Source organism: SAR202 cluster bacterium, from assembly GCA_016872285.1.
Classification (GTDB): domain Bacteria; phylum Chloroflexota; class Dehalococcoidia; order Lucifugimonadales.
Genome location: VGZZ01000015.1, coordinates 21,779 through 41,450 on the forward strand (window position 1 = coordinate 21,779; position 19,672 = coordinate 41,450).

The following is a 19,672-nucleotide window of genomic DNA, read 5'->3' on the forward strand; positions in this document are numbered from 1 at the left end:
TGCAGAATGTCATTGAACAAAGAATTGGCGTTTAAGCCGGCGTGGGAGCTGAGGGGGATGCTGGCGGCGCGGAAGGTGTCGTCGGTGGAGGTGACGGAGGTTTATCTGCGGCGCATCGAGGCCATGAACTCGAAGCTGAACGCGTACTTGACGGTGGACGGGGAGGGAGCAATGGCGCAGGCCCGGGAGGCGGACAGGCGGCTGGCGAAGGGCGATAAGGCGCTGCTGCTGGGGGTGCCGATAGCGATTAAGGACCTGGAGTTGACGAAGGGGCTGAGGACGACGATGGGGTCGCTGGTATATAAGGATTTTATGCCGGACTGGGATGGGGCGGTGAGCGAGCGGGTGAAGAGGGCGGGGGCGGTGGTGCTGGGGAAGACAAACACGCCGGAGTTTGGGTTTGCGGGGACGAATGAGAACCGGCTGGGAGATGCGTGCCGCAACCCCTGGGACGTGTCGCGGACTAGTGGGGGGTCCAGTGGGGGGAGCGCTGCGGCGGTGGCGTCGGGTCTGTGTGCGCTGGCGACGGGGAGCGATGGCGGAGGGTCGATTCGCATACCGGCGAGCTTCTGCGGGATTTACGGAATAAAGCCGACGCTGGGACGGATACCTCGGTTCGGTGGGTTGGGGAAACCGGCGCCGAACCTGACGTCGCAGTCGGGGCCGCTGACTCGGACGGTGCGGGACTCGGCGCTGTTATTGCAGGCGCTGGCGGGGCCTGACGAGCGGGACGTCATGTCGATGCGGGAAACGCCGCCGGACTTTGTCGCGTCGCTCAAGCAAGGAGTCAAGGGACTGAGGGTGGCGTGGAGCGGGGACCTGGGGTACGCAGCGGTGGAGCCGGAAGTGGAGGCTATCGCGAGGAAGGGGGCGATGGCGCTGGGAGAGCTGGGGTGCGAGGTGGAGGAGCCTGGGCTGTCGTTGGAGTACCCGCTGCTGGACTTCGTGAGCATTTTTTCGACGGGCGGGTACGCGTCGTACGGGCACTTGCAATTGGAGCATGAGGATAAGTTGACGGACTATGTCATTGAGAACTTTGAGCGGGGGAAGAAGGTCAGCGGGTTGGAGTACGCGAGGTCGCTGAACGCGGTGATGAGGATGACGGCGCAGGTTAGCCAGTGGATGGATAAGTACGACTTGCTGGTGACGCCGACGATGGCGGTGGCGGCGTTCGCCGTGGGGAAGAACCCGGCGGAGATAGCGGGGAGGAAAGCGTACCCTCGATGGGACTTTATGCCGTACACGCCTGTGTTCAACCTGACGGGACAGCCGGCGGCTAGCGCGCCGTGCGGGTTTACGTCAGGTGGGCTGCCGGTGGGACTTCACATAATAGGACGGCGAGGGGCGGAGGCTACGGTACTTAGGGCGTCGGCGGCGCTGGAGTCGGCGAGGCCGTGGTCGGGGCAGGCGCCGGCGGTGTCGTAGGTGTGAGGGAAGCGAGATAGGGGTTTTGATATCGATAGGGCGGCGGCGATGACGCGGTCCAGATTAGGAAGTGCGCCTATCGTACAGTCGTTTTGTATTGACTTTATCAAGCACAGTGTGGTATGTGACGCTGGCTCTAAAAGGACTAGTACATTTGGACTATTAGTAACAGACCTAGAGGGATGGTTTGTCGAACAGAAATAGGAAAGCCTAGCTGGTAGCGTGCAAATGAAAAATATTTCATCGGTAGCGAGATGGGCCGCCACCTCAAGAGGGGTGGCGCTTTCTATTGCCCTGGCAGTGGCGTTGACGGTAGTCCTAATCTTCACGTCGGACAGCGCCAGCGCGGTAAATCTAACGGTTAACAACCTGCCGAACAGCGTGACCCAGGGCCAGTCGCTTCAGTTCAAGCTTAACCTGGATATATCTCCGACGGAACTGATTCCTGTTCAGAGCCTGGAGATGGTGATTGATGGGCCAGGGACCACTTCCGATATAACAGTTACCTTTACCCCCTATGGAACCGTGACGACGGGCGACCCTCACGTTTCACTGGCGCTATGCTCTTCATGTCTTGGGGGAGCGGGCACGGGGTACGGGCTTCTACAAGGGACTAGAGTAGGATATCAAAGCAGCAGCACGTTCAATTTTGGTTATGGCTACGGTTATGGATTTGGGACTGTAAATCCAGTAGTTACCAAATTTGAGTACAACGTAACGTTAAACACCGGCGCGGCCCCGCAGATGACTACTGGATCGTACGGCGTTACATTCAAGCTGAATACGGGAGACATAGCTAAACCGAACTTTACCTCCAGCGTCTCCAACTTCCAGATTACCGCCCCGCCGATTATACCTCCTACGCCGACGAACACACCGCTGCCGCCCCCGGCGGCCCAGGTGGAGGACGTAGCCGATACAGTGCAGGACCTGCCGCTTGAACAGGCTGCCAAGGTGGTGGGAGGACTGAGCGGCGAGCTGGCGGCGGCGGTTATCACCGACATCGCCGAAAATGTAAGCGCGCAGCAAGCTGCTGAAATAGTGTCAAGCTTGACTAACATAAAGGCGGCGGAGGTGATACAGAACGTCACCCCTGAAGTGGCCACCAAGGTGGCGGAAGAGATGGCCAACACTAACGCCAAGGCCGCCGCGACGATATTGGAGACGGTGCCGCCTGAGAAGGCTGCCCAGGTCATAGAAAAGACCACCATTGACGCAGCTACCAAGATCATCGACCAGGCCAGCGACGTAGGGGCCGGCGCAATACTGAGCAAGGCGTCGGCGCTGGCCGGCGCGGACATTGTGGAGGCGCTGGATATTGAGAAGGCCGCGCCGGTCATGGACAACGTAGAACCGAAGAAGGCCGGCGCGATTATGGCAACGGTGGACACGGAGACCAAGGTGAACCTGGTTAAGAACATGTCGAAGTTCGCTCTAATAAACACGCTGTCTGAAACGCCGATTCTAGCCATAAAAGAGATAAGCATAGATCTCTTGTTACAGACCCTGCCGCAGTTGCCAGCCTCGCAACTGGTGATAACGGACCCGCCGAAGTTGAACCCGTTCCTGCCGCCTCAGGCGCCGTTCTCGGAGCCGACGAATCCGAACCTGGTGACCTACTCTGCGCAGACGTCAGAAGGGGACTGGGGCACCCTGGTAAGTAGCCCTGCGCCCCTTCATAAGATTCTCGGCAAGTTCAACAAGAGCCTGTCCTCTGTGAAGATTGGTGTGGAGAACGTGATCTTCCGGCCGACAAACGTGCCCAACCTTCCTGATGGGGTCACGCCGGTGGAGTTCTTCAGGCTGACTATGGAGAACGCGCAGCCCCAGGACCTCGTGGCCAGCCACGTGACGTTCTTTGTAACACAGCAGGTGATGGCGGCCAACCAGTTCCACAAATGGGGCATTCTGCTGCACCGGTATAACGAAGCCACTGGAAAGTGGGAGACGCTGGAGACCACCCGTATAGCTGAAGATTCAGCGAAGGTGTACTACAGCACCGTGGTGCCCGGGTTCTCGCTCTTCGCGATATCCGGCACTAAGACAGCAGCAACAACACGGTTTGAGGTGACTAACCTCCAGGTGCCATCACAGGTCATCGTCGGCCAGACGGCAAATATAAGCGCCGACATTAAGAACGTCAGCGCCGAGGAGCGCAGCTATACAGCCGTACTTTACCTGGACAACGCGGCGGAGGCGGTGCAGACGGTGCAGATTGGCGCCGGGAAGAGCTTGAAGGTGAGCTTCGGCGTGCAGGCGCCGCTGGGACAGCACACCGTGCGTCTAGAGAAGCAGAGCGCCAGCTATAGAGTCACTACTCAGCCGGCTGCCACCGCGACCCCGACACCGACCCGGACGCCCACGGCGACGCTGCCCGGGCCCACGGCCACCCCAACGGCTACCATGCCTGCGCCCACGGCGACGCCGACGACGGCCCCAGTCGCGACAGCTACTCCTACGGCTACAACGGCCCCGGCGCCTACACCTACGCCGACGGTCACGCCTACTACGCCGCCCGAAGAGGACGACGGAGGGATAAGCGCGGGCGCGGTGATACTGATAGTGCTGGTGGTGGCCGGAGGGGCGGCTCTCGCCTACGGCGGATACACACTGTACCGCCGCCGCCAGGGCGGAGCGGCCGGGCCGTAGGGCCTAAACAACGGAATGAATGAGTGACGCCCCGTGCAAACGGGGCGTCACTGTTTTTTGGAGGTTGACCTATACCGGGCAATCGATTAGGTTGGTGGCTAACCTTATCGAGAGTATCTACAGATGGAAAAACTAGTGAAGGATTTAAACGCTCTGTGCGACCGTTACTCGTTTCATACAGGCTGGTACTTGAAGGACCTGCGCAGCGAAAAGGAGGCAAACAGGCTGGGGGGTGTGGTAGTGCCATCGGCGAGCGTGAGGAAGATAGCTATACTCATGGCAGCGATGAAGGCGTCGCACGAGGGGCGACTGTCGCTGGGCCAGCGGGTGCCTATAGAGGCTCGATATCAAAACAATGATTCGGGGTGCTTCCAGCATCTGACGGCGGACTTTTCGATATCGCTGAGGGATGCGCTGGTAATGATGATAATTGTGAGCGACAACACTTGCACCGGGGCAGTCGCCGACCTGCTGGGGCTGGAGTATATAAACTCGTTCAGCAGGTCTATGGGGATGAAGGGGACGACGCACCGTCACGGGTTTCCTCCGCTGCCGGTGCCGAAGGACCATCCGGTGGAGTACACCAACGCCACCACGCCCAATGACGTAGGGCTGCTTCTGGACTTGATGCTGAAGGGGTCAGAGGATGCGGCGTCGGCGAAGAGACTAGGATGCACATCCGATCTGTGCCGGCTGGCGCTGGATATTTTGAGCTGGCAGAAGCTGAAGACCCGACTGCCGTCGCTGCTGCCACCGGGGACTAAGGTAGCGCACAAAACGGGCACGGGAGTGAGGAATCATAACGACGCGGGGATTGTGTATCTGGGGGAGGAGCCGCTCTTTATCCTATCGGCGTTTACGGAGCACGTGCCGCCGGAACTGGAGGACGGGACGCCGGGCCACGCGGCGGCAGCTAGGCTGATTGGGGAGATGAGCCGGCTAGCCTTCGACACGCTGTCGGGGAGAAAGCCGATGGCGGCGTCTGGGCGGGTGAAGGGCAAGCAGGGGGTTTTACCAAATCGGTCTAGAGACGGCGGTTATGCTGTGAGAGGAAGTGGCGCCGCGTAATTGCGGTTGGTGACAGGGAGACCCTCCCTACCACACTTCCACCCCGACCCCCCCTCTTTAACTCTCCCTCCCTCGGGGGATACTCGGGACAGGCTCTAAAGGGGGGAGAGGACCGGAAGGAACGCCTCGGTAACATCCCATACCTAATTCCTGCCTCTATTCCGCCGATCTGGTATAACACCTCATATCTGCTTCCGGACTAGGGGCGCACCGAGTTTTCGTGCAGAGCTGGGGGCACCAGATGAGAATCCTATACCCTGCCTGGCAGGTAACATTCTCAGTAAATGAAGCCGTTTACAGGCAATAGCGGTGCGTATGGCGAAGGTGGTGGTGTCAGGCGGAGGGTTGGGGTTCTAGTTGTTTTGCCAGGTCTTCAGGAGTGGTCACGGGGAGGAGGCAGGCGTAGTTTTCGCAGACGTAGGCGGCGGGCTTGCCCTGGACTTGCGTGCGGAACTTGAAGAGGGGCGAAGGATTGGTGCCCATGGGGTCGTCATGCTCAAGGCCGGCGAGGACTTTGTGGGGCAGGTAACGAGTGTGGACGGTGGTCAGCAGGGCCCTGGCGGCGGGATGGTTCCGAGGGCCGACGATGACGATTTCATTGGGCCGGGCGAGGTAGAAGTCCAGGGCGACAAGCCATCTGCCCATGCCGGTGACGTATTGGGCGGGCATATTGCCCATAGAGTTGAGGAGCCGGCCAGCCTTGGCTTTGTAATCATCGCTGCCGGCGAGAAGGGACACGCGCAGCAGGACGTCCGCGGCGACGGAGGAGCCGCAGGGCATAGCGTTGTCGAAGAGTTCGCGGGGACGCACAAGTAGGGCTTCGTGGTCTTTGCCGGTGTCGTAGAAGACGCCGTCGGCATCGTCCCAGAAGAGATCGAGCATGGAATCGGTGAGGCGGCGGGACTGGTCCAGCCAGTGCGGGTCCAGGGTCAGCTCATAGACGGCGATAAGGCCGTCGATGAGGAAGCTATAGTCCTCCAGGTATCCTTTGAGCCGCGCCTGGCCAGCCCTGAGCCCAGTCGAAGGGCTGGTCTTATAGGTGCGGAGGAGCCTGCCGTTGTCCACCAGGCTGGTGGTGAGGAATTGAGCGCCAGCGACGGCGGCTTCCCGGTATTGGGGGTTGTCCAGGGCCGCGGCGGCCTCAGCGAAGCTGCGGAGCATGAGGCCGTTCCAGGCGGTGAGGACCTTATCATCGCGGCCCGGGTGGATGCGCTTCTCGCGGGCTTCCAGGAGGAGCTTTTTGCCTTTCTGAATAGCCAACGCCAGCTTTTCGATGTTCGCGCCGATTTCGCGGGCGACGGAGGCGGCGTCGCTGGGGACGTTGAGGATGTTCTTGCCTTCGAAGTTACCCATATCGGTAACGTCATAGTAGGCGGAGAAGAGGGCGGCGTCCTCCTTGCCGAGGAGAGATTCTATCTCCTGAGGAGTCCAGACAAAGAACTTGCCTTCCTCACCCTCGCTGTCCGCGTCCTGGGAGGAGTAGAAACCGCCCTCTGGGCCGGTCATTTCGCGTAGGACGTAGGAGAGGGTTTCTTCGGCAACACGGCGATAGAAAGAGCGGCCGGTGACCTTGAAGGCATCAAGATAGAGGCGGGAGAGGAGGGCGTTGTCATAGAGCATCTTCTCGAAATGGGGGACGAGCCATCGAGCGTCGGTGGAGTAGCGGTGGAAGCCGCCGCCGAGCTGATCGTAGATGCCGCCGCGTGCCATCTTCTGAAGGGAAAGCTCCACCATGTGAAGGGCCTTGGCGTCGTGGGTGGTGTGGTAGTAGCGGAGGAGGAAGTCTAGGGTCATAGGCTGAGGGAACTTGGGGGCGTCAGCGAAGCCGCCTTCGTAGCCGTCAAAGGCGCCGTCTAGGCCTTTAAGGGCCTGGTCCAGCATCTCGCGAGTGATGAGGGCGGGCATGGCTCGCATGGAGGCGCCTTGCTTGAGGCGTGATACAAGCTCGGCAGTGGCCTGTGTGACCTCATTGCGACGGGTCTGATATGCCTGGGACATGGCGAGGAGGACGCGAGGGAAGCCAGGCATAGACCCACGGTCCTGGGGAGGGAAGTAGGTGCCGCCGTAGAAAGGCTCACCGCTGGGAGTGAGGAAGACGGTCATGGGCCAGCCGCCGTGGCCGGTGAGTGCGAGGACGGCCTGCATGTAGATGGAGTCAAGATCGGGGCGCTCCTCGCGGTCGACCTTGATGTTAACGAAGTTGTCGTTCATGAGGCGGGCGGTGTCATCGTTCTCGAAGGACTCGCGCTCCATAACATGGCACCAGTGGCAGGCGGAGTAGCCGATGCTGAGGAGGATGGGCTTGTCTTCGGCGCGGGCGCGCTCCAGGGCCTCCTGGCCCCAGGGGTACCAGTCCACGGGGTTATGGGCGTGCTGGAGGAGGTAGGGGCTGGTCTCGGAGGCGAGGCGGTTAGGCATGGGGCGCTCTCTTTTGTGGGGCTATGTTTCCATTGTCACAAAAAAGGGAGGGGGACGCTAGCTGGAGCAGAAGACAGGGAACCCATGACATTTGATGGTTAACGACGCTTTACACGAAATGCCTGACTTGTTCTCATTCGGGATACCATCCCCTTAATCCCCTTCCCCGACTGCATCGGGACTGAGTACAGCCTGCTGGAAGGGGAAGAGAAATAAGATCACCTCATCATCCCCCTTCGGCAAGCTCAGGACAGGCTCTAGCCCCTTCTTCTCCTTTGCAATAGGAGAAGAAGGGGGATCTGAGGGCACACCACCCGCTTTCTGGTGTGGGGCTTTGCTCTCGCTAGACCCTCCCAAAATCGCCAACTGAGTTTACGTGCAAAGGTAGTTAAAGCCTTAAACTGGGGGACGGTTATTGTAGAGTTGGGCGTGCTGCTGCCAGGCGTAGGCGATTCGGAAGACGGTGGGTTCATCAAAGGGCTTGGCAGCGATTTGGAGGCCTACGGGCATTTTATTTTTGTTGAAGCCGCAGGGGAGGCTGAGGGCCGGCATGCCGGTCTGATTGTAGGGAGAAGTGAAGCTGGGGGTGACGGCGATAGTAGTGGCGCTGAATTTTTCGAAAGGGACGGGAGGGGAGGAGGATGTGGGGGAGACGATAACGTCCACCTTCTCAAGGGCCTGGGCAAATTCGCGCTGGAGGCGGCTTCGAGCGCGCTGGGCCTGTACGTAGTCAGCGCCGGAGAATACGCCGCCGAGATAAACTCGGTTGAGGAAGTTATCGCCGTAATTCTGAGGCTGGGTTTTAAAATTGGGCAGATGGTAAGCAAAAGCCTCAGCGGACAGAATGACAAAGTTGGAAACGTTGACGTGTTCGAGGCTGGGGATTTTCACGTCCTCAATCTTCGCGCCCATGTCTTCCAGCGAAGTTACAGCTTTCTTAACTATGGCGATGGCCTCGGCGTCGGCGCCACCCTTGCTGGTGAAGAAATAGTGGGACGGGATACCCACAACCATCCCTTTGATGTCCTCCCTCAGGGACTTGGAATAGTCCGGCACAGGGGCGCGGGAAGTGGTAGGGTCCTTAGGGTCGTGGCCAGCTATGGCCTGGAGCATATAGGCGCAGTCCTCGACGGTCCAGGTCATAGGGCCCGCGTGGTCTAAGGACCAGGAGAGTGGAAAGACGCCGTATCGGCTAATAAGACCGTAGGTGGGCTTGAGACCGACGATGCCGCAGTAGGAGGCGGGGCCGCGGATGGAGCCGCCGGTGTCGGAGCCAAGGGATCCCATGCAGAGGCCAGCCGCCACAGCGGCACCGGAGCCGGAGGAGGAGCCGCTGGTGGTGTAAGCCAGATTCCAAGGATTGCGGGGCTGCTCCAGGAAGGGAGTGGTTGGACCGCCCATGGCAAATTCGTACATAGCCAGCTTGCCGAGCATCACGGAGCCGACCTGCTTGAGGCGGGAGATGACGGTGGAGTCGATGGCGGGGACGCGGTGTTCGTGGACTCTGGATTGGGCGGTAGTGCGGATGTCCCTGGTGTCGAAGAGGTCTTTGTGGGCCAGGGGGATGCCATGGAGGGGGCCGCGATAGCGACCGTGGAGGATTTCGGCCTCGGCGGCGCGAGCTTCGGCAAGGGCGGAGTCGGCGGTGAGGGTGATGTAGGCCTTGGTTTTCTTGTCGACTTTATCGATGCGATCAAGGAAAGCGCGGGTAAGCTCCACGGGGGAGAGGTCACGCTTTTTTATTAGCCGGGCGGCGTCACGGATGGACATGAAGTGGAGGGGTTGAGGTGATTTTGTGGGCATATGGGCCTCTCTACGGACGTGTAATAGACAACACATACCTGATCATAAGCGGGATACCATCCCCTGGCCCCTTTCCCGACTGCATCGGGACTCAGTACAGCCTGCTGGAAGGGGAAGAGAAAAAAGGATCACCTCATCATCCCCTAGCCCCTTCTTCTCCTTTGCAATAGGAGAAGAAGGGGAACCAGAGGGAACATCCCAGCTCCGTCTTTTCAAAAGGCTCGTGTTTTTCATAAGTCAAGCCGTAGACATAGAAGAGGAGGGGATATCGAGCTTTCCTTATAGTTCATGACCCATTACAGAGGGGAGTATAGGTTGGGAGGAAAGGGAGGGCAAGGACCTGGGGTTTTTGGCGGGGCTGTGTCCACAGTCATGACATTGAATGGGAAAACGGACTAGCGCAGCGTGTTTTCTGCTCAATAAAACTATGATGCATTCAAATCAGATTCCTAGACTGCGTCGGAGTACCGACTCCGCCGGAATGACAAATAGGTATCATTGTTATGGGTCATGGTTCCCAAGGAAATGTTAGACGATTATGAATGAGGTATTAAATGGGGCGGTGCTAGGGGCAGGAGCCTTTGATATACTGCTGGCTTAGAGGAACAGGCAGGAGGGTACGGCATGAAATGGGCTTCCGCCGCATCTGACAACCCGTCGCTGGATGAGGCGCTGGATAAATGTGTGGCGTCGCTGAAGGAGCAGTTGGGGATTGGGGAGGTGGACCTGGCGGTGGTGTTTGTTTCGGCGCACCACGGGCAGGGGTACGACGAGATACCCAGGCTGCTGCAACAGCGGTTGAAGGTGAAAAACCTGGTGGGATGCTCGGCGGGGGGTGTGATAGGCGGAGGGCACGAGATTGAGCAGAGGCCGGGGCTGTCGGTGACGGCGGCGGTGCTGCCGAATGTGGAGATGGCGCCATTTCATATAAACGAGGAGAGCCTGCCGGACCTGGACGCGAGCCCGGACAAGTGGCACACGGCGGCGCGGACGTCGCCGGAGAAGAAGCCGCAGTTCCTTTTGCTTACGGACCCGTTCAGCATTCGCAGCGAGAACTTGATTTTGGGGCTGGACTACGCCTTTGATGGGGCGGTGAAGATTGGTGGGATGGCCAGCGGTGGGAGGCAGCAGGGTGGCAACGCGCTGTTTTTGGGCGATAAGGTGTATCACGACGGCGCGGTGGGCGTGGCGTTCCACGGGGACGTGGTCATAGACCCTATTGTGGCGCAGGGGTGCCGGCCTGTGGGGAAGCCTATGCGCATCACCAAGGCACAGAACAACATTTTGCTGGAGTTGGACGGGCGGCCCACGCTGGAGGCGCTGCAGAACGTGTATAAGGGGCTGAGCGAACGGGACCAGCAGCTCGCGAGGCACTCGTTATTCCTGGGCATTTGCATGGACGAGTTTAAGGACGAGCCGAAGCAGGGGGACTTTCTGATTCGGAATATTGTGGGGATGGAGCCGAAGCTGGGAGCGCTGGCCATAGGGGAGATGCTGCGGGAGGGGCAGATAGTGCAGTTCCATTTGAGGGACGCGCATACTTCGGCGGAGGACCTGTCGCAGCTGCTGAGGCGCTATACCGAGGGCGGCGGCGCGGCGCAGGCGACGGGGGCGCTGTTGTTTTCTTGCCTGGGGCGCGGGATGTATTTATACGGCCGGCCCGACCATGACACGGACCTGTTTCGCGGCGCGGTAGGGAATGTGCCGCTGGGCGGGTTTTTCTGCAATGGGGAGATAGGGCCGGTAGGCGGGGTGACGTACTTGCACGGGTACACCAGCTCCTTTGGGATTTTCCGGCCCAGGAAGGGGGAGAAGGGCAAGGGGTAGGGGGGCTTTGCATGGAAATTGGGGTGTGGCCTCATTCGGGGCCACCATCCCCTGTGCCCCCTTCCTTTCAACGCTTGATGCAGATTACATTTCTCTTCATAAGCGCAGCCCCCTCATCACCCTTTGTCTCGCCACGGCGAGCTTGCAGCCCTCTTCTCCCGACTACGGGAGAAGAGGGAAAGAAAAAAGAACTACCACAACCCCCTCCTTCGACATACTCAGGACAGCGTCTAACTCCCCCTTCGCCTTCCAGGCCGAATGGGGAGGACCAGATGGGAGCAGGCCCAAAGGCCCTCTCTGGGATGTAACGCCTCATATCTGCTTCCGGACCAGGGGTACACTGAGTTTTCGTACAAAGCCAGTAGGAGGGGAGAATTGACATGTCCCTGATGCGCCGTTTTTCACGCGACGGCATGAAGTGTCGTTGACAGACTTGCTTTGGGATTTCTTGAGTGCGCGGGAAATGACGGATAAAAAAGGCGCCGCGACCGCGCCCTTACACAATAAGGCAGGACTTGGCCCTGGGGATGACTAACCTTTAGCTAGGTTTGCCGACTTTGGATACCAGCTTTAATTCCTCGACGAGGCTCCAGAGCTGATGCCATGTCTCGTCCTCGATGAAGATGCCGTCTGTGAGGCGCTGCTGCTCGGTAAGATACTCGATTTCGCCGGGGTAAAGGACGCGTTCGAAACCCTGGGCCGGCTTGGAGCTTTTGACGAATCGTGCGAAGTCTGATATTTCGCGTTTGAAGTCGTCCAAGGGGCGGAAGTTGGCGACGTTGAAGACGGCGATGAACCAGCCGTCGTTGTGCTTGCCCTGAGGGTCGAGGCCGAAGCCCAGGCCGGTGAGGATGCCGGAGAACATTTCGACCATGAAGGAGAGGCCGTAGCCTTTGTGGCCCTGGTCGGCGCCGACGGGGAGGATGGCGCCGCCGTCGAAGTAGTCGTGGGGGTTGGTGGTGGGATTGCCGCGCTTGTCGATAACCCAGCCCTGGGGGATGGGTTCATTTCGGTTGATGGCGAGGCTTATTTTGCCGGCGGCGACGGCGCTGGTGGCCATGTCCAGGATGATAGGGCCGGGGAGGTCGCTGGGGACGGCGATGCAGAGGGGATTAGTGCCGAGGCGCCGCTCGCGGCCGCCAAAGGGGGCGACGGCCTTGGGGCCTCGACCGGAGTCGGCGGTGATCATGCCGATCATGCCCTGAGCGGCGGCCATGGCGGGGTAGTCGCCGAGTCGTCCGATGTGGCTCTGGTAGAAGACGGTGAGGGCGGCGACACCGGTCTTTTTAGCCTTGTCGATGGCCATCTGCATTGCCCGCTCGGTGACGACGTAGCCGAAGCCCCAGTGGCCGTCGATGCGGGCGGTGGAGGGGGTCTCGTCGAGGACTTCGAAGGGAGCGCCGGGGACGATGTGGCCTTTTTTGATTCGGTCGGCGTAGGTGGGGACCTGGATGACGCCGTGGGAGTCGTGGCCGACGAGGTTGGCTTTGACAACGTGGGTGGAGACGGTGTGGGCTTCGTGGTGGGAGGCGCCGAGGGCGCGGAAGATGTGGTAGGAGAGGGTGTGGAGATAGGTGTGGGTCAGAGTGGGCACGAGGGCCTCCTGCGAGTGTCGGTTTAATAGTACCAGCCATCGTCCATGAGGGACACCATGCCCTTCCTCCACGACCCCCATCCCCTCGGCAAGCTCAGGGCAGGCTCTAATCTAACCCCAGAAACCGAGCAAATGAGGAAAGATAGCAGTGGCAGGCGGCATTGATACAGCATCGTTGAGCTAGGGTTTCACCCTCATCTCGCCACGGCGAGTCTTCGACCTTCACCTTGTCTCGTCAAGGGAGAAGGAAGTTTCTTAGAAGCAGTCAGTACTTACATACGCCTCTAACCTCAATTAACACCAGTCGTTCAGAGGAGGAAGGAATCACAGGAGATGTCGTACAGACATGACTAGGATGTAATAGGGGCCCTCGTCCACAAGGAGAGGGCCCCTTTATAATCCGTCAACAAGTAATTGAGAAGGCGATGCCTAGCCGTGGGAGGTGGCGCCGGCGGCCATTTGGGCTAGCATGGCTTGGAGGGCGGCCTGGTCGGGGCCGACGAAGGGTTCCACGTTGGGGATGTTGGCCATGGCCTTGAGGAGTTCCTCGGTGTGGCCGTGGGCGGGAGGCAGGTGGGTGCTGAGGATGGTCTTGACGTTCAGCTTTCGGATGCCTTCTAGAAGGCTGGCGAACTTCTTCTGGTCGACGTTGACGGACCAGGGGTGGTTGGAGTTGTTCCAAGTGTTGAAGCCCCGAATGAAGTCCGGCTGTGGGACGGTGAAGGGGTCTTCGGTGGGGGAAGGGAGGAAGGCGCCGAAGGAATCCACAGTGAAGATGGAGGAGGTCTTGGCGTCGTAGAGGCCCTGGGTGGCGGCGGAGTCGAAGAGGGGAGGCCGAAGGGCGGTGAGATGGCGATCGCCGGCGCTGAAGGACTGGCCGTGGTTGAGGAGGTAGACGCGGGGCAGGGGGACCTCGAACTCGGCGGAAAGCTTGCCGACGCCGACGAAGTTGGTGACGAGGCGGGCGTTAGGGAAGTTATCCAGGACGGCCTTGACGTTTCCGCCGTGCTCGCCGTCCTCGTGGGTCATGAAGAGCCACTTGAGGTCTTTGGGGTCGATGAGGGACTTGAGGGCGGAGAGGAATTGCTCTCGGACGACAGGGGCGGAGGTGTCGACGAGAACAGGCTCCTTGGCCTTGATGAGGTAGGCGTTAATTGGCAAGGCGCCGAGCATGGGGATAGGGAAGAAAAGAGGGATAACGTAGGTATCGGCGTTAGCCTTGTAGGGCTTGGAAATTTGGGGCTGCATGCGGAACTCCTCTATTAATGGTTATTAGTCGACAAACTATGCACGTAAATCTGTCCTTTACTTAATCGGGATACCATCCCCTTAGTCCCTTTCCCGACTGCATCGGGACTGAGTACAGCCTGCTGGAAGGGAAAGGAAAAGTAAGAGCACCTCATCCCCCTCCTTCGGCCAGGCTCAGGACGGCGTCTAACTCCCTTCCCGATTGGCATCGGGATTTCGGTCGCTTGGGCGACCTCAACTTCTTCAAGGTAGGAGAAGAGGGAGAACCAGATGGGTGAAGCTGGAAGCGCACTGCAGCGATCGGCAGCGTGAGGCAAGAATTGCGTGTTCTTGGAACTCATCCGTTTGTAAGGCCGGGGCGGATTTGTAAAGGTCAGGTATTAATGCAAAGTGCCACAAGAAATTATACGGGCCAATCCTCCAATCGAAGAGACATATCCCAGAACTGATATTCGTAGCGTAGGCTGGTGAGGTAAGCGTCTTCCATGAGCTGCAGGACTCGCGGGCTTTGGGCCTTGGCGACGTCGTTGGTATGGCGTCGGAGCCAGTAGCCGAGGGTTTTGAAATCGGGGGAGGAGTACATTTCGATCCACTGGTGATACAGGTCCTTCGGCTGCGTCCGAGCACGGCCTTCGCTCAGGACTCGCCCCGATTGCATTGGGGCTCGGCCCCCGCCCTGATGAGCGGAAGTGGATTTTGTGAGGTGATGGCCGATTTCCCAGTAGCCCCACTGGCAGGGGAGTAGGGCGGCGACGAGTTCGGCGTACGTACTATGGTAGGCGACGGCGAGGAGGAAGTTAACGTAGGCGAGGGTGGTGGGAGCGATGGGGGTGGCCTCAAGCTGGCGCCGGGAGATGCCAAACTGGGCGCAGTACTGGCGGTGGAGGTCCATCTCGGTGTTGAGGGTCTCGTGGAGGAGTTTGGCGAACCAACCCTGGGCGTTCAGGGTGGGGGCTTTGGCGGAGGCGAGAGCGAGGACGCGGCTGTAGTCGATGAGGTAGAGGTAGTCCTGGCGGACATAGAACTTGAACTTTTCGACATCCAGGTCGCCGCGGCCAATGCCAGTGATGAAGGGATGTTTGAGGATGGCGCGGCGAAGGCGGGAGGCTTTTTTCTCGATGGCGGCGGTGAAGGACATGGGGGGATTATAAGGGATGGGTAGGAGGGAAGCGCTACAGGCTGGACTGGCTTTGGGAGCCATCGCTAAACGTTGCAAAGGTGGATGGGCTAACCTAGTATGAGGATGGCTAGGGGGTATGGTTTGGTTAGAAAGCCATCAATATTTAAGAAGCTGGAGACCGTGGTGGGAAAGGGGTATGTGATTTCCCATCCCGACGACCTGCTGGTCTTTGAGTATGACGGGTCGATAGATAAGGCTGTGCCGCAGGCGGTGGTGTTTCCGGTGTCGATGGAGGAGGTGAGGAGGGTGGTGGCGGTGGCGCAAGAATTCGACGTGGCGGTGGTGGGAAGGGGGTCGGGGACGGGGCTGAGCGGCGGGGCCATCGCGTCGGCGGGCGGGTTGCAGGTGGCGCTGACTCGGATGAACCGGATATTAGAGATGGACGTGGAGAACCGGCTGGCGGTGGTAGAGCCGGGGGTTATTAATCTACAGCTCGATGAGGCGGCGCGGAAGCACGGGTTGAGATATGCGCCGGACCCGTCGAGCCAGCGGGCGTGCAGCATCGGCGGGAACGTGGCGGAGAACGCGGGCGGGCCGCACTGCCTGGCCTACGGCGTGACCAGCAACCACGTGCTGGGGCTGGAGGTGGCGCTGGAGGACGGGAGCGTTACGTGGCTGGGGGGTCGGACGAGGGAGACGGTGGGGTATGACTTGCGGGGCGTGTTCGTGGGGTCGGAGGGGACGTTTGGAATCGCGACCAAGGCTGTCGTGCGGCTGCTGGCGGCGCCGCCGTCGATTAAGACCTACATGGCGGTGTTCAGGGACATAGAGTCGGCGTGCGAGGCGGTGTCGTCGGTCATCGGCAAAGGGATGGTGCCGGCGGCGATGGAGATGATCGACGCGCTAACTATCAAGGCGGTGCAGAACTTGCACGACATGGGGCTGCCGAAGGACGCGGGGTGTGTGCTGCTGGTGGAGGTGGAGGGGCTGCGGGAGGAGGTGGAGGAGATGGGTGGGGAAGTGGAGGGGGTGCTGAGGAAGTCGGGGTCGAGGGAGGTACGGTGGGCGGAGTCGGCGGCGGAGAGGGAGCGGCTGTGGAGGGCGAGGAAGGGTGCGCTGGGGGCGCTGGGGAGCCTGGCGCCGAACTATTATTTGGTGGACGGAGTGGCGCCTCGGACGAAGCTAGCATCGGTGTTGCGGCAGGTGTCGGAGATAAGCGAACGGTATAAGACGCCTATCGCCAACGTATTTCACGCGGGAGATGGGAACTTGCACCCGTGCATACTGTTCGACGAGCGGGAGGCGGGGTCGGTGGAACGGGTTATCGAGGTGGGCGGCGAGATATTGAAGGTTTGTGTGGAGGCGGGAGGGAGCCTGAGCGGGGAGCACGGGATAGGGTTGGAGAAGAAGGCGTATATGCCGCTGGTGTTCAGCGAGGAGGATATGTCGGTGATGCGGCTGGTGCGGGAGGGGTTTTCGCCGTCGGGGAGGTTTAATCCGGGGAAGATTTTCCCGGGTGGACCGATGGATGGGGACGATATAGATGTGAGGGCGATGCAGAAGCGGGCGGTGTCGGTGGCGGGGCCAGGGGCGCATGTGTAGGACGAGAGGGGCATGAGAGTTAACCCCCCATCCTTTATCCTTCCCCCACAAGGAGGGAAGATAAGAAGCCTAGAGACGCGTTGGCGTGATACCTGTCTCCTGTTCATAGGGTTTCACCCCTCATCTCTCCACGGCGAGTCTTCGACCTGCGCCTTCTCCCACAAGGGGAGAAGGAATGTTGTGGCTGGCTAATGCAACGTCCCTCCCTATTGCAATCCTTAAAGACTGCTCTACAGGGGAAAGAGGTTATTTATCAGAAGAAGCGCGCCGACTATTCCGTCGATGGGGTGGAGGCGGGAGTGGTGGTGATGCCGGGGTCGGTGGAGGAGGCGGCCAGTGTTGTGGAGGCGGCAGGTCGGGAGGGAGCGTCGGTGGTGGCGTATGGAGGCGGGACGAAGATGGGGATGGGGAATCGGCCTCGGGGAGTGGATGTGGTGCTGGGGATGGAGAGGCTGAATCGGATGGTGGACCACCAGCCCGGAGACATGACGGCGACGTTTGAGGCGGGGGTGCCGCTGTCGGAGGCTAATCGGAGGCTGGGGGAGAAGGGGCAATGGCTGCCGCTGCAGTCGCCGATGCCGGAGAGGGCGACTATAGGCGGCATACTGGCGACGGCGTACAGCGGGCCGATGGCGTTGGGGTATGGGCTGCCTCGGGACTGGGTTATCGGCATGAGGGTGGTCAACGCCGACGGGCGGGTGACGAAGAGCGGGGGCAAGGTGGTGAAGAACGTGACGGGGTACGACCTACATAAGCTATATACGGGATCGTTGGGGACGCTGGGGATAATCTTAGAGGCGACTTCTAAGGTGGCGCCTCGGCCACAAGTGAGCCGGACGCTGGTGGCGAGGTTTGGTTTTTGCAGGGAGGCGTTGGAGGCGAGTCGAGGGCTGCTGAAGGATTACGCGTCGCCGCAAGCTTTGGTGGTGGTGAATGGAGTGGTGGGTAATCTGGTGGGCCTGGGGGATGGGTGGACGGCGGTGGTGATGGTGGAGGGGAGGAGTGTTGGGGTGGAGACGAGGGTGGTGAAAGCGAGGGAGTACCTGGGAGAAAGAATGGAGGAGGTGGACGAGGGCATTTGGCAAAGGCTGGTGGACATGCCGTGGCGTGAGAAGGACGGGCCGACGGTGTGCGTGAGATATAACGTGACGACATCGAAGGTAGGGGAGGCGATGGAGAGCGCGGGAGCAGAGGATGGTGTAATAGTGGATGTAGGTATGGGGGTAGTACGGCGGCTGTGGTGGATGGAGGGAGATATTTCAAAGAATGACTTGAATATGGTCGCGGGAAGAGGAGAGTGGGTGGTGGAGCGGTGTCCGCCGGGGCTGAAGGAGGGGATAGATGTATGGGGCGAAGCGGCATCGGTGGAGCTGATGCGTCGAGTGAAGGCGAAGCTGGACCCGAAGGGCATTCTTAGCCCGGGCCGGTTTGTGGGAGGGATTTAGGTGGTCGAGGTCAAGAAGGCACCCTTGATTGAATTTGGGCCGAGGGAAGAGGACTTATATCGCTGCGTGCATTGCGGACTGTGCCTGAGCGCGTGCCCGACGTATATGGAGACGGGGTTGGAGACGGAGTCACCGAGGGGTCGGATTGCGCTGATGAAGGCGGTGAAGGAGGGCCGGCTGGGAGTGACGCCTCGGGTGGCGTCGCACTGGGAGATGTGTCTGGCGTGCCGGGCCTGCGAGGCGGTGTGTCCTTCGGGGGTGCCGTATGGTCGGCTTATCGAGGACACACGGGCGGAGGTGGTGCGGCAGGGGAGGCTATCGTGGCGCGCGAGGCTGGCACAGGCGATATTTTTACGAGGCGTGCTACCGAGGCCGTGGCTGCTGAGGGCAGGGATGAGGGCATTGTGGCTGTATCAGAGGTTAGGGTTGCAGTGGGTGGTGAGGAGAAGCAGAGTGTTGCGGGTGATGCCGGGTGGAGTGGCGGAGATGGAGGAGCAGCTGCCCAAGATACCCTCTCGGTTTTTTGAACCCCGACGGGAGGTGCATGGGGCGATGGGGGAGAAGAGGATGCGGGTGGGGCTGCTATCGGGGTGTGTGATGCCGCTGATGCAGTCGGGGGCGATGGATGCGTCGGTGCGGGTGCTGCAGAGGAACGGCTGCGAGGTAGCAGTGTCGATGGGGCAAGGGTGCTGCGGTGCGCTGAATCTGCACAGCGGGGACGTGGAGACGGCGCGTCGGATGGCGCGTCGAAATATCGACGTGTTTTTGGAAGCGGGGGTGGAGAAGGTAGTGGTGGCGTCGGCGGGATGCGGCTCGACGATGAAGGAGTACGGGCAGTTATTTGAGGGCGACGCCGAGTACGCCGAGAGGGCGCGTCGGTTGGGGAAGATGACAGTTGACATAACGGAGCTGCTGGCGTCGCTGCCGCTGAAGGGGCCGTCGCGAGAGATGAAGGTGCGGGTGACGTACCAGGACCCGTGTCACCTGGCCCACGCGCAGCGGATTACGGAGGTGCCCCGGCAGGTGCTGAGGTCGATACCGGGGTTGGAGCTAGTGGAGATGGAGAACGCCAGCCGGTGCTGCGGGGCGGCCGGGATATATTCGGTGACGCAGGCGGAGATGTCGAGGCGGCTGGTGGAGCGAAAGGTGGAGTGGGTGAGGGCGTCGGGGGCGGAGGTGGTGGCGACGGCGAACCCGGGGTGCATGATGCAGTTGGAGGCGGGGCTACGAAGGACGGGGTCGAAGGCGCGGGTGCGGCACGTGGTGGAGGTGGTGGAGGAGGCGTACGGGGGAGGAGAGAGCTAAGTGGGGGGTTGGTGGTGAGCATAGATCCTTCGCAGGCTCAGGATGACAGGACTTGTTTTATTATCTGACCTCGGAATGATTGGCCGACGCTTATGGGAAGATGTGGGTGGCGGGAATGGAATGTAATGTCAGCGGACGGCACGGTGAGGTTTCTCGACTTCGCTCGAA

At 60.3% G+C, this 19,672-nt stretch carries 12 protein-coding genes; 7 read left to right on the forward strand and 5 right to left on the reverse strand.

Features of this window, described 5'->3' with window-relative positions; translation table 11 throughout:
* The first annotated feature begins 12 nt into the window (after positions 1-12).
* The 3 genes from FJ320_05895 to FJ320_05905 all read left to right on the forward strand — a co-directional run bounded on the left by FJ320_05895 (position 13) and on the right by FJ320_05905 (position 5,142).
* Positions 13-1,425, forward strand: coding sequence for an amidase (locus tag FJ320_05895; GenBank protein ID MBM3925506.1), 1,413 nt, complete (start codon positions 13-15; stop codon positions 1,423-1,425).
* Between the two features lie 228 nt (positions 1,426-1,653).
* A complete protein-coding gene (locus FJ320_05900) occupies positions 1,654-4,074 on the forward strand; it encodes a PGF-pre-PGF domain-containing protein (GenBank protein MBM3925507.1) in 2,421 nt (806 codons plus the stop codon).
* Positions 4,075-4,197: 123 nt separating this feature from the next.
* On the forward strand, positions 4,198-5,142 hold the full coding sequence (locus FJ320_05905; GenBank protein ID MBM3925508.1) for a serine hydrolase: 945 nt from the start codon (positions 4,198-4,200) through the stop codon (positions 5,140-5,142).
* A 333-nt stretch (positions 5,143-5,475) separates the two neighbouring features.
* Here FJ320_05905 and FJ320_05910 read toward each other — a convergent pair whose 3' ends face one another.
* Positions 5,476-7,560 carry a thioredoxin domain-containing protein gene (locus FJ320_05910; GenBank protein ID MBM3925509.1) on the reverse strand — a complete coding sequence of 695 codons (2,085 nt, stop codon included), beginning with the start codon at positions 7,558-7,560 and terminating at the stop codon, positions 5,476-5,478.
* A 396-nt stretch (positions 7,561-7,956) separates the two neighbouring features.
* Positions 7,957-9,399: a hypothetical protein gene (locus FJ320_05915; GenBank protein ID MBM3925510.1), complete on the reverse strand. Its 1,443-nt coding sequence runs from the start codon at positions 9,397-9,399 to the stop codon at positions 7,957-7,959.
* Positions 9,400-9,987: 588 nt separating this feature from the next.
* On the opposite strand from FJ320_05915, the gene FJ320_05920 reads away from it, so the two are divergent.
* Complete coding sequence (locus tag FJ320_05920) at positions 9,988-11,190, forward strand: hypothetical protein (GenBank protein MBM3925511.1); 1,203 nt, start codon at positions 9,988-9,990, stop codon at positions 11,188-11,190.
* Positions 11,191-11,728: 538 nt separating this feature from the next.
* Here FJ320_05920 and FJ320_05925 read toward each other — a convergent pair.
* The 3 genes from FJ320_05925 to FJ320_05935 all read right to left on the reverse strand — a co-directional run bounded on the left by FJ320_05925 (position 11,729) and on the right by FJ320_05935 (position 15,233).
* On the reverse strand, positions 11,729-12,865 hold the full coding sequence (locus tag FJ320_05925; GenBank protein ID MBM3925512.1) for an Ldh family oxidoreductase: 1,137 nt from the start codon (positions 12,863-12,865) through the stop codon (positions 11,729-11,731).
* Between the two features lie 348 nt (positions 12,866-13,213).
* Complete coding sequence (locus FJ320_05930; protein MBM3925513.1) at positions 13,214-14,032, reverse strand: MBL fold metallo-hydrolase; 819 nt, start codon at positions 14,030-14,032, stop codon at positions 13,214-13,216.
* A 403-nt stretch (positions 14,033-14,435) separates the two neighbouring features.
* The gene (locus tag FJ320_05935; protein MBM3925514.1) at positions 14,436-15,233 is read right to left on the reverse strand and encodes a TenA family protein; all 798 of its coding nucleotides are present in this window, start codon (positions 15,231-15,233) and stop codon (positions 14,436-14,438) included.
* 42 nt (positions 15,234-15,275) lie between these two features.
* Between FJ320_05935 and FJ320_05940 the strand changes: the two genes are divergently transcribed.
* The 3 genes from FJ320_05940 (at position 15,276) to FJ320_05950 (ending at position 19,504) form a co-directional block, all read left to right on the forward strand.
* Complete coding sequence (locus FJ320_05940) at positions 15,276-16,754, forward strand: FAD-binding protein (protein MBM3925515.1); 1,479 nt, start codon at positions 15,276-15,278, stop codon at positions 16,752-16,754.
* Positions 16,755-16,945: 191 nt separating this feature from the next.
* A complete protein-coding gene (locus FJ320_05945) occupies positions 16,946-18,199 on the forward strand; it encodes an FAD-binding oxidoreductase (protein MBM3925516.1) in 1,254 nt (417 codons plus the stop codon).
* Positions 18,200-19,504, forward strand: coding sequence for a 4Fe-4S dicluster domain-containing protein (locus FJ320_05950; GenBank protein MBM3925517.1), 1,305 nt, complete (start codon positions 18,200-18,202; stop codon positions 19,502-19,504). It begins immediately after the preceding gene.
* The last annotated feature ends 168 nt before the right edge of the window (positions 19,505-19,672 follow it).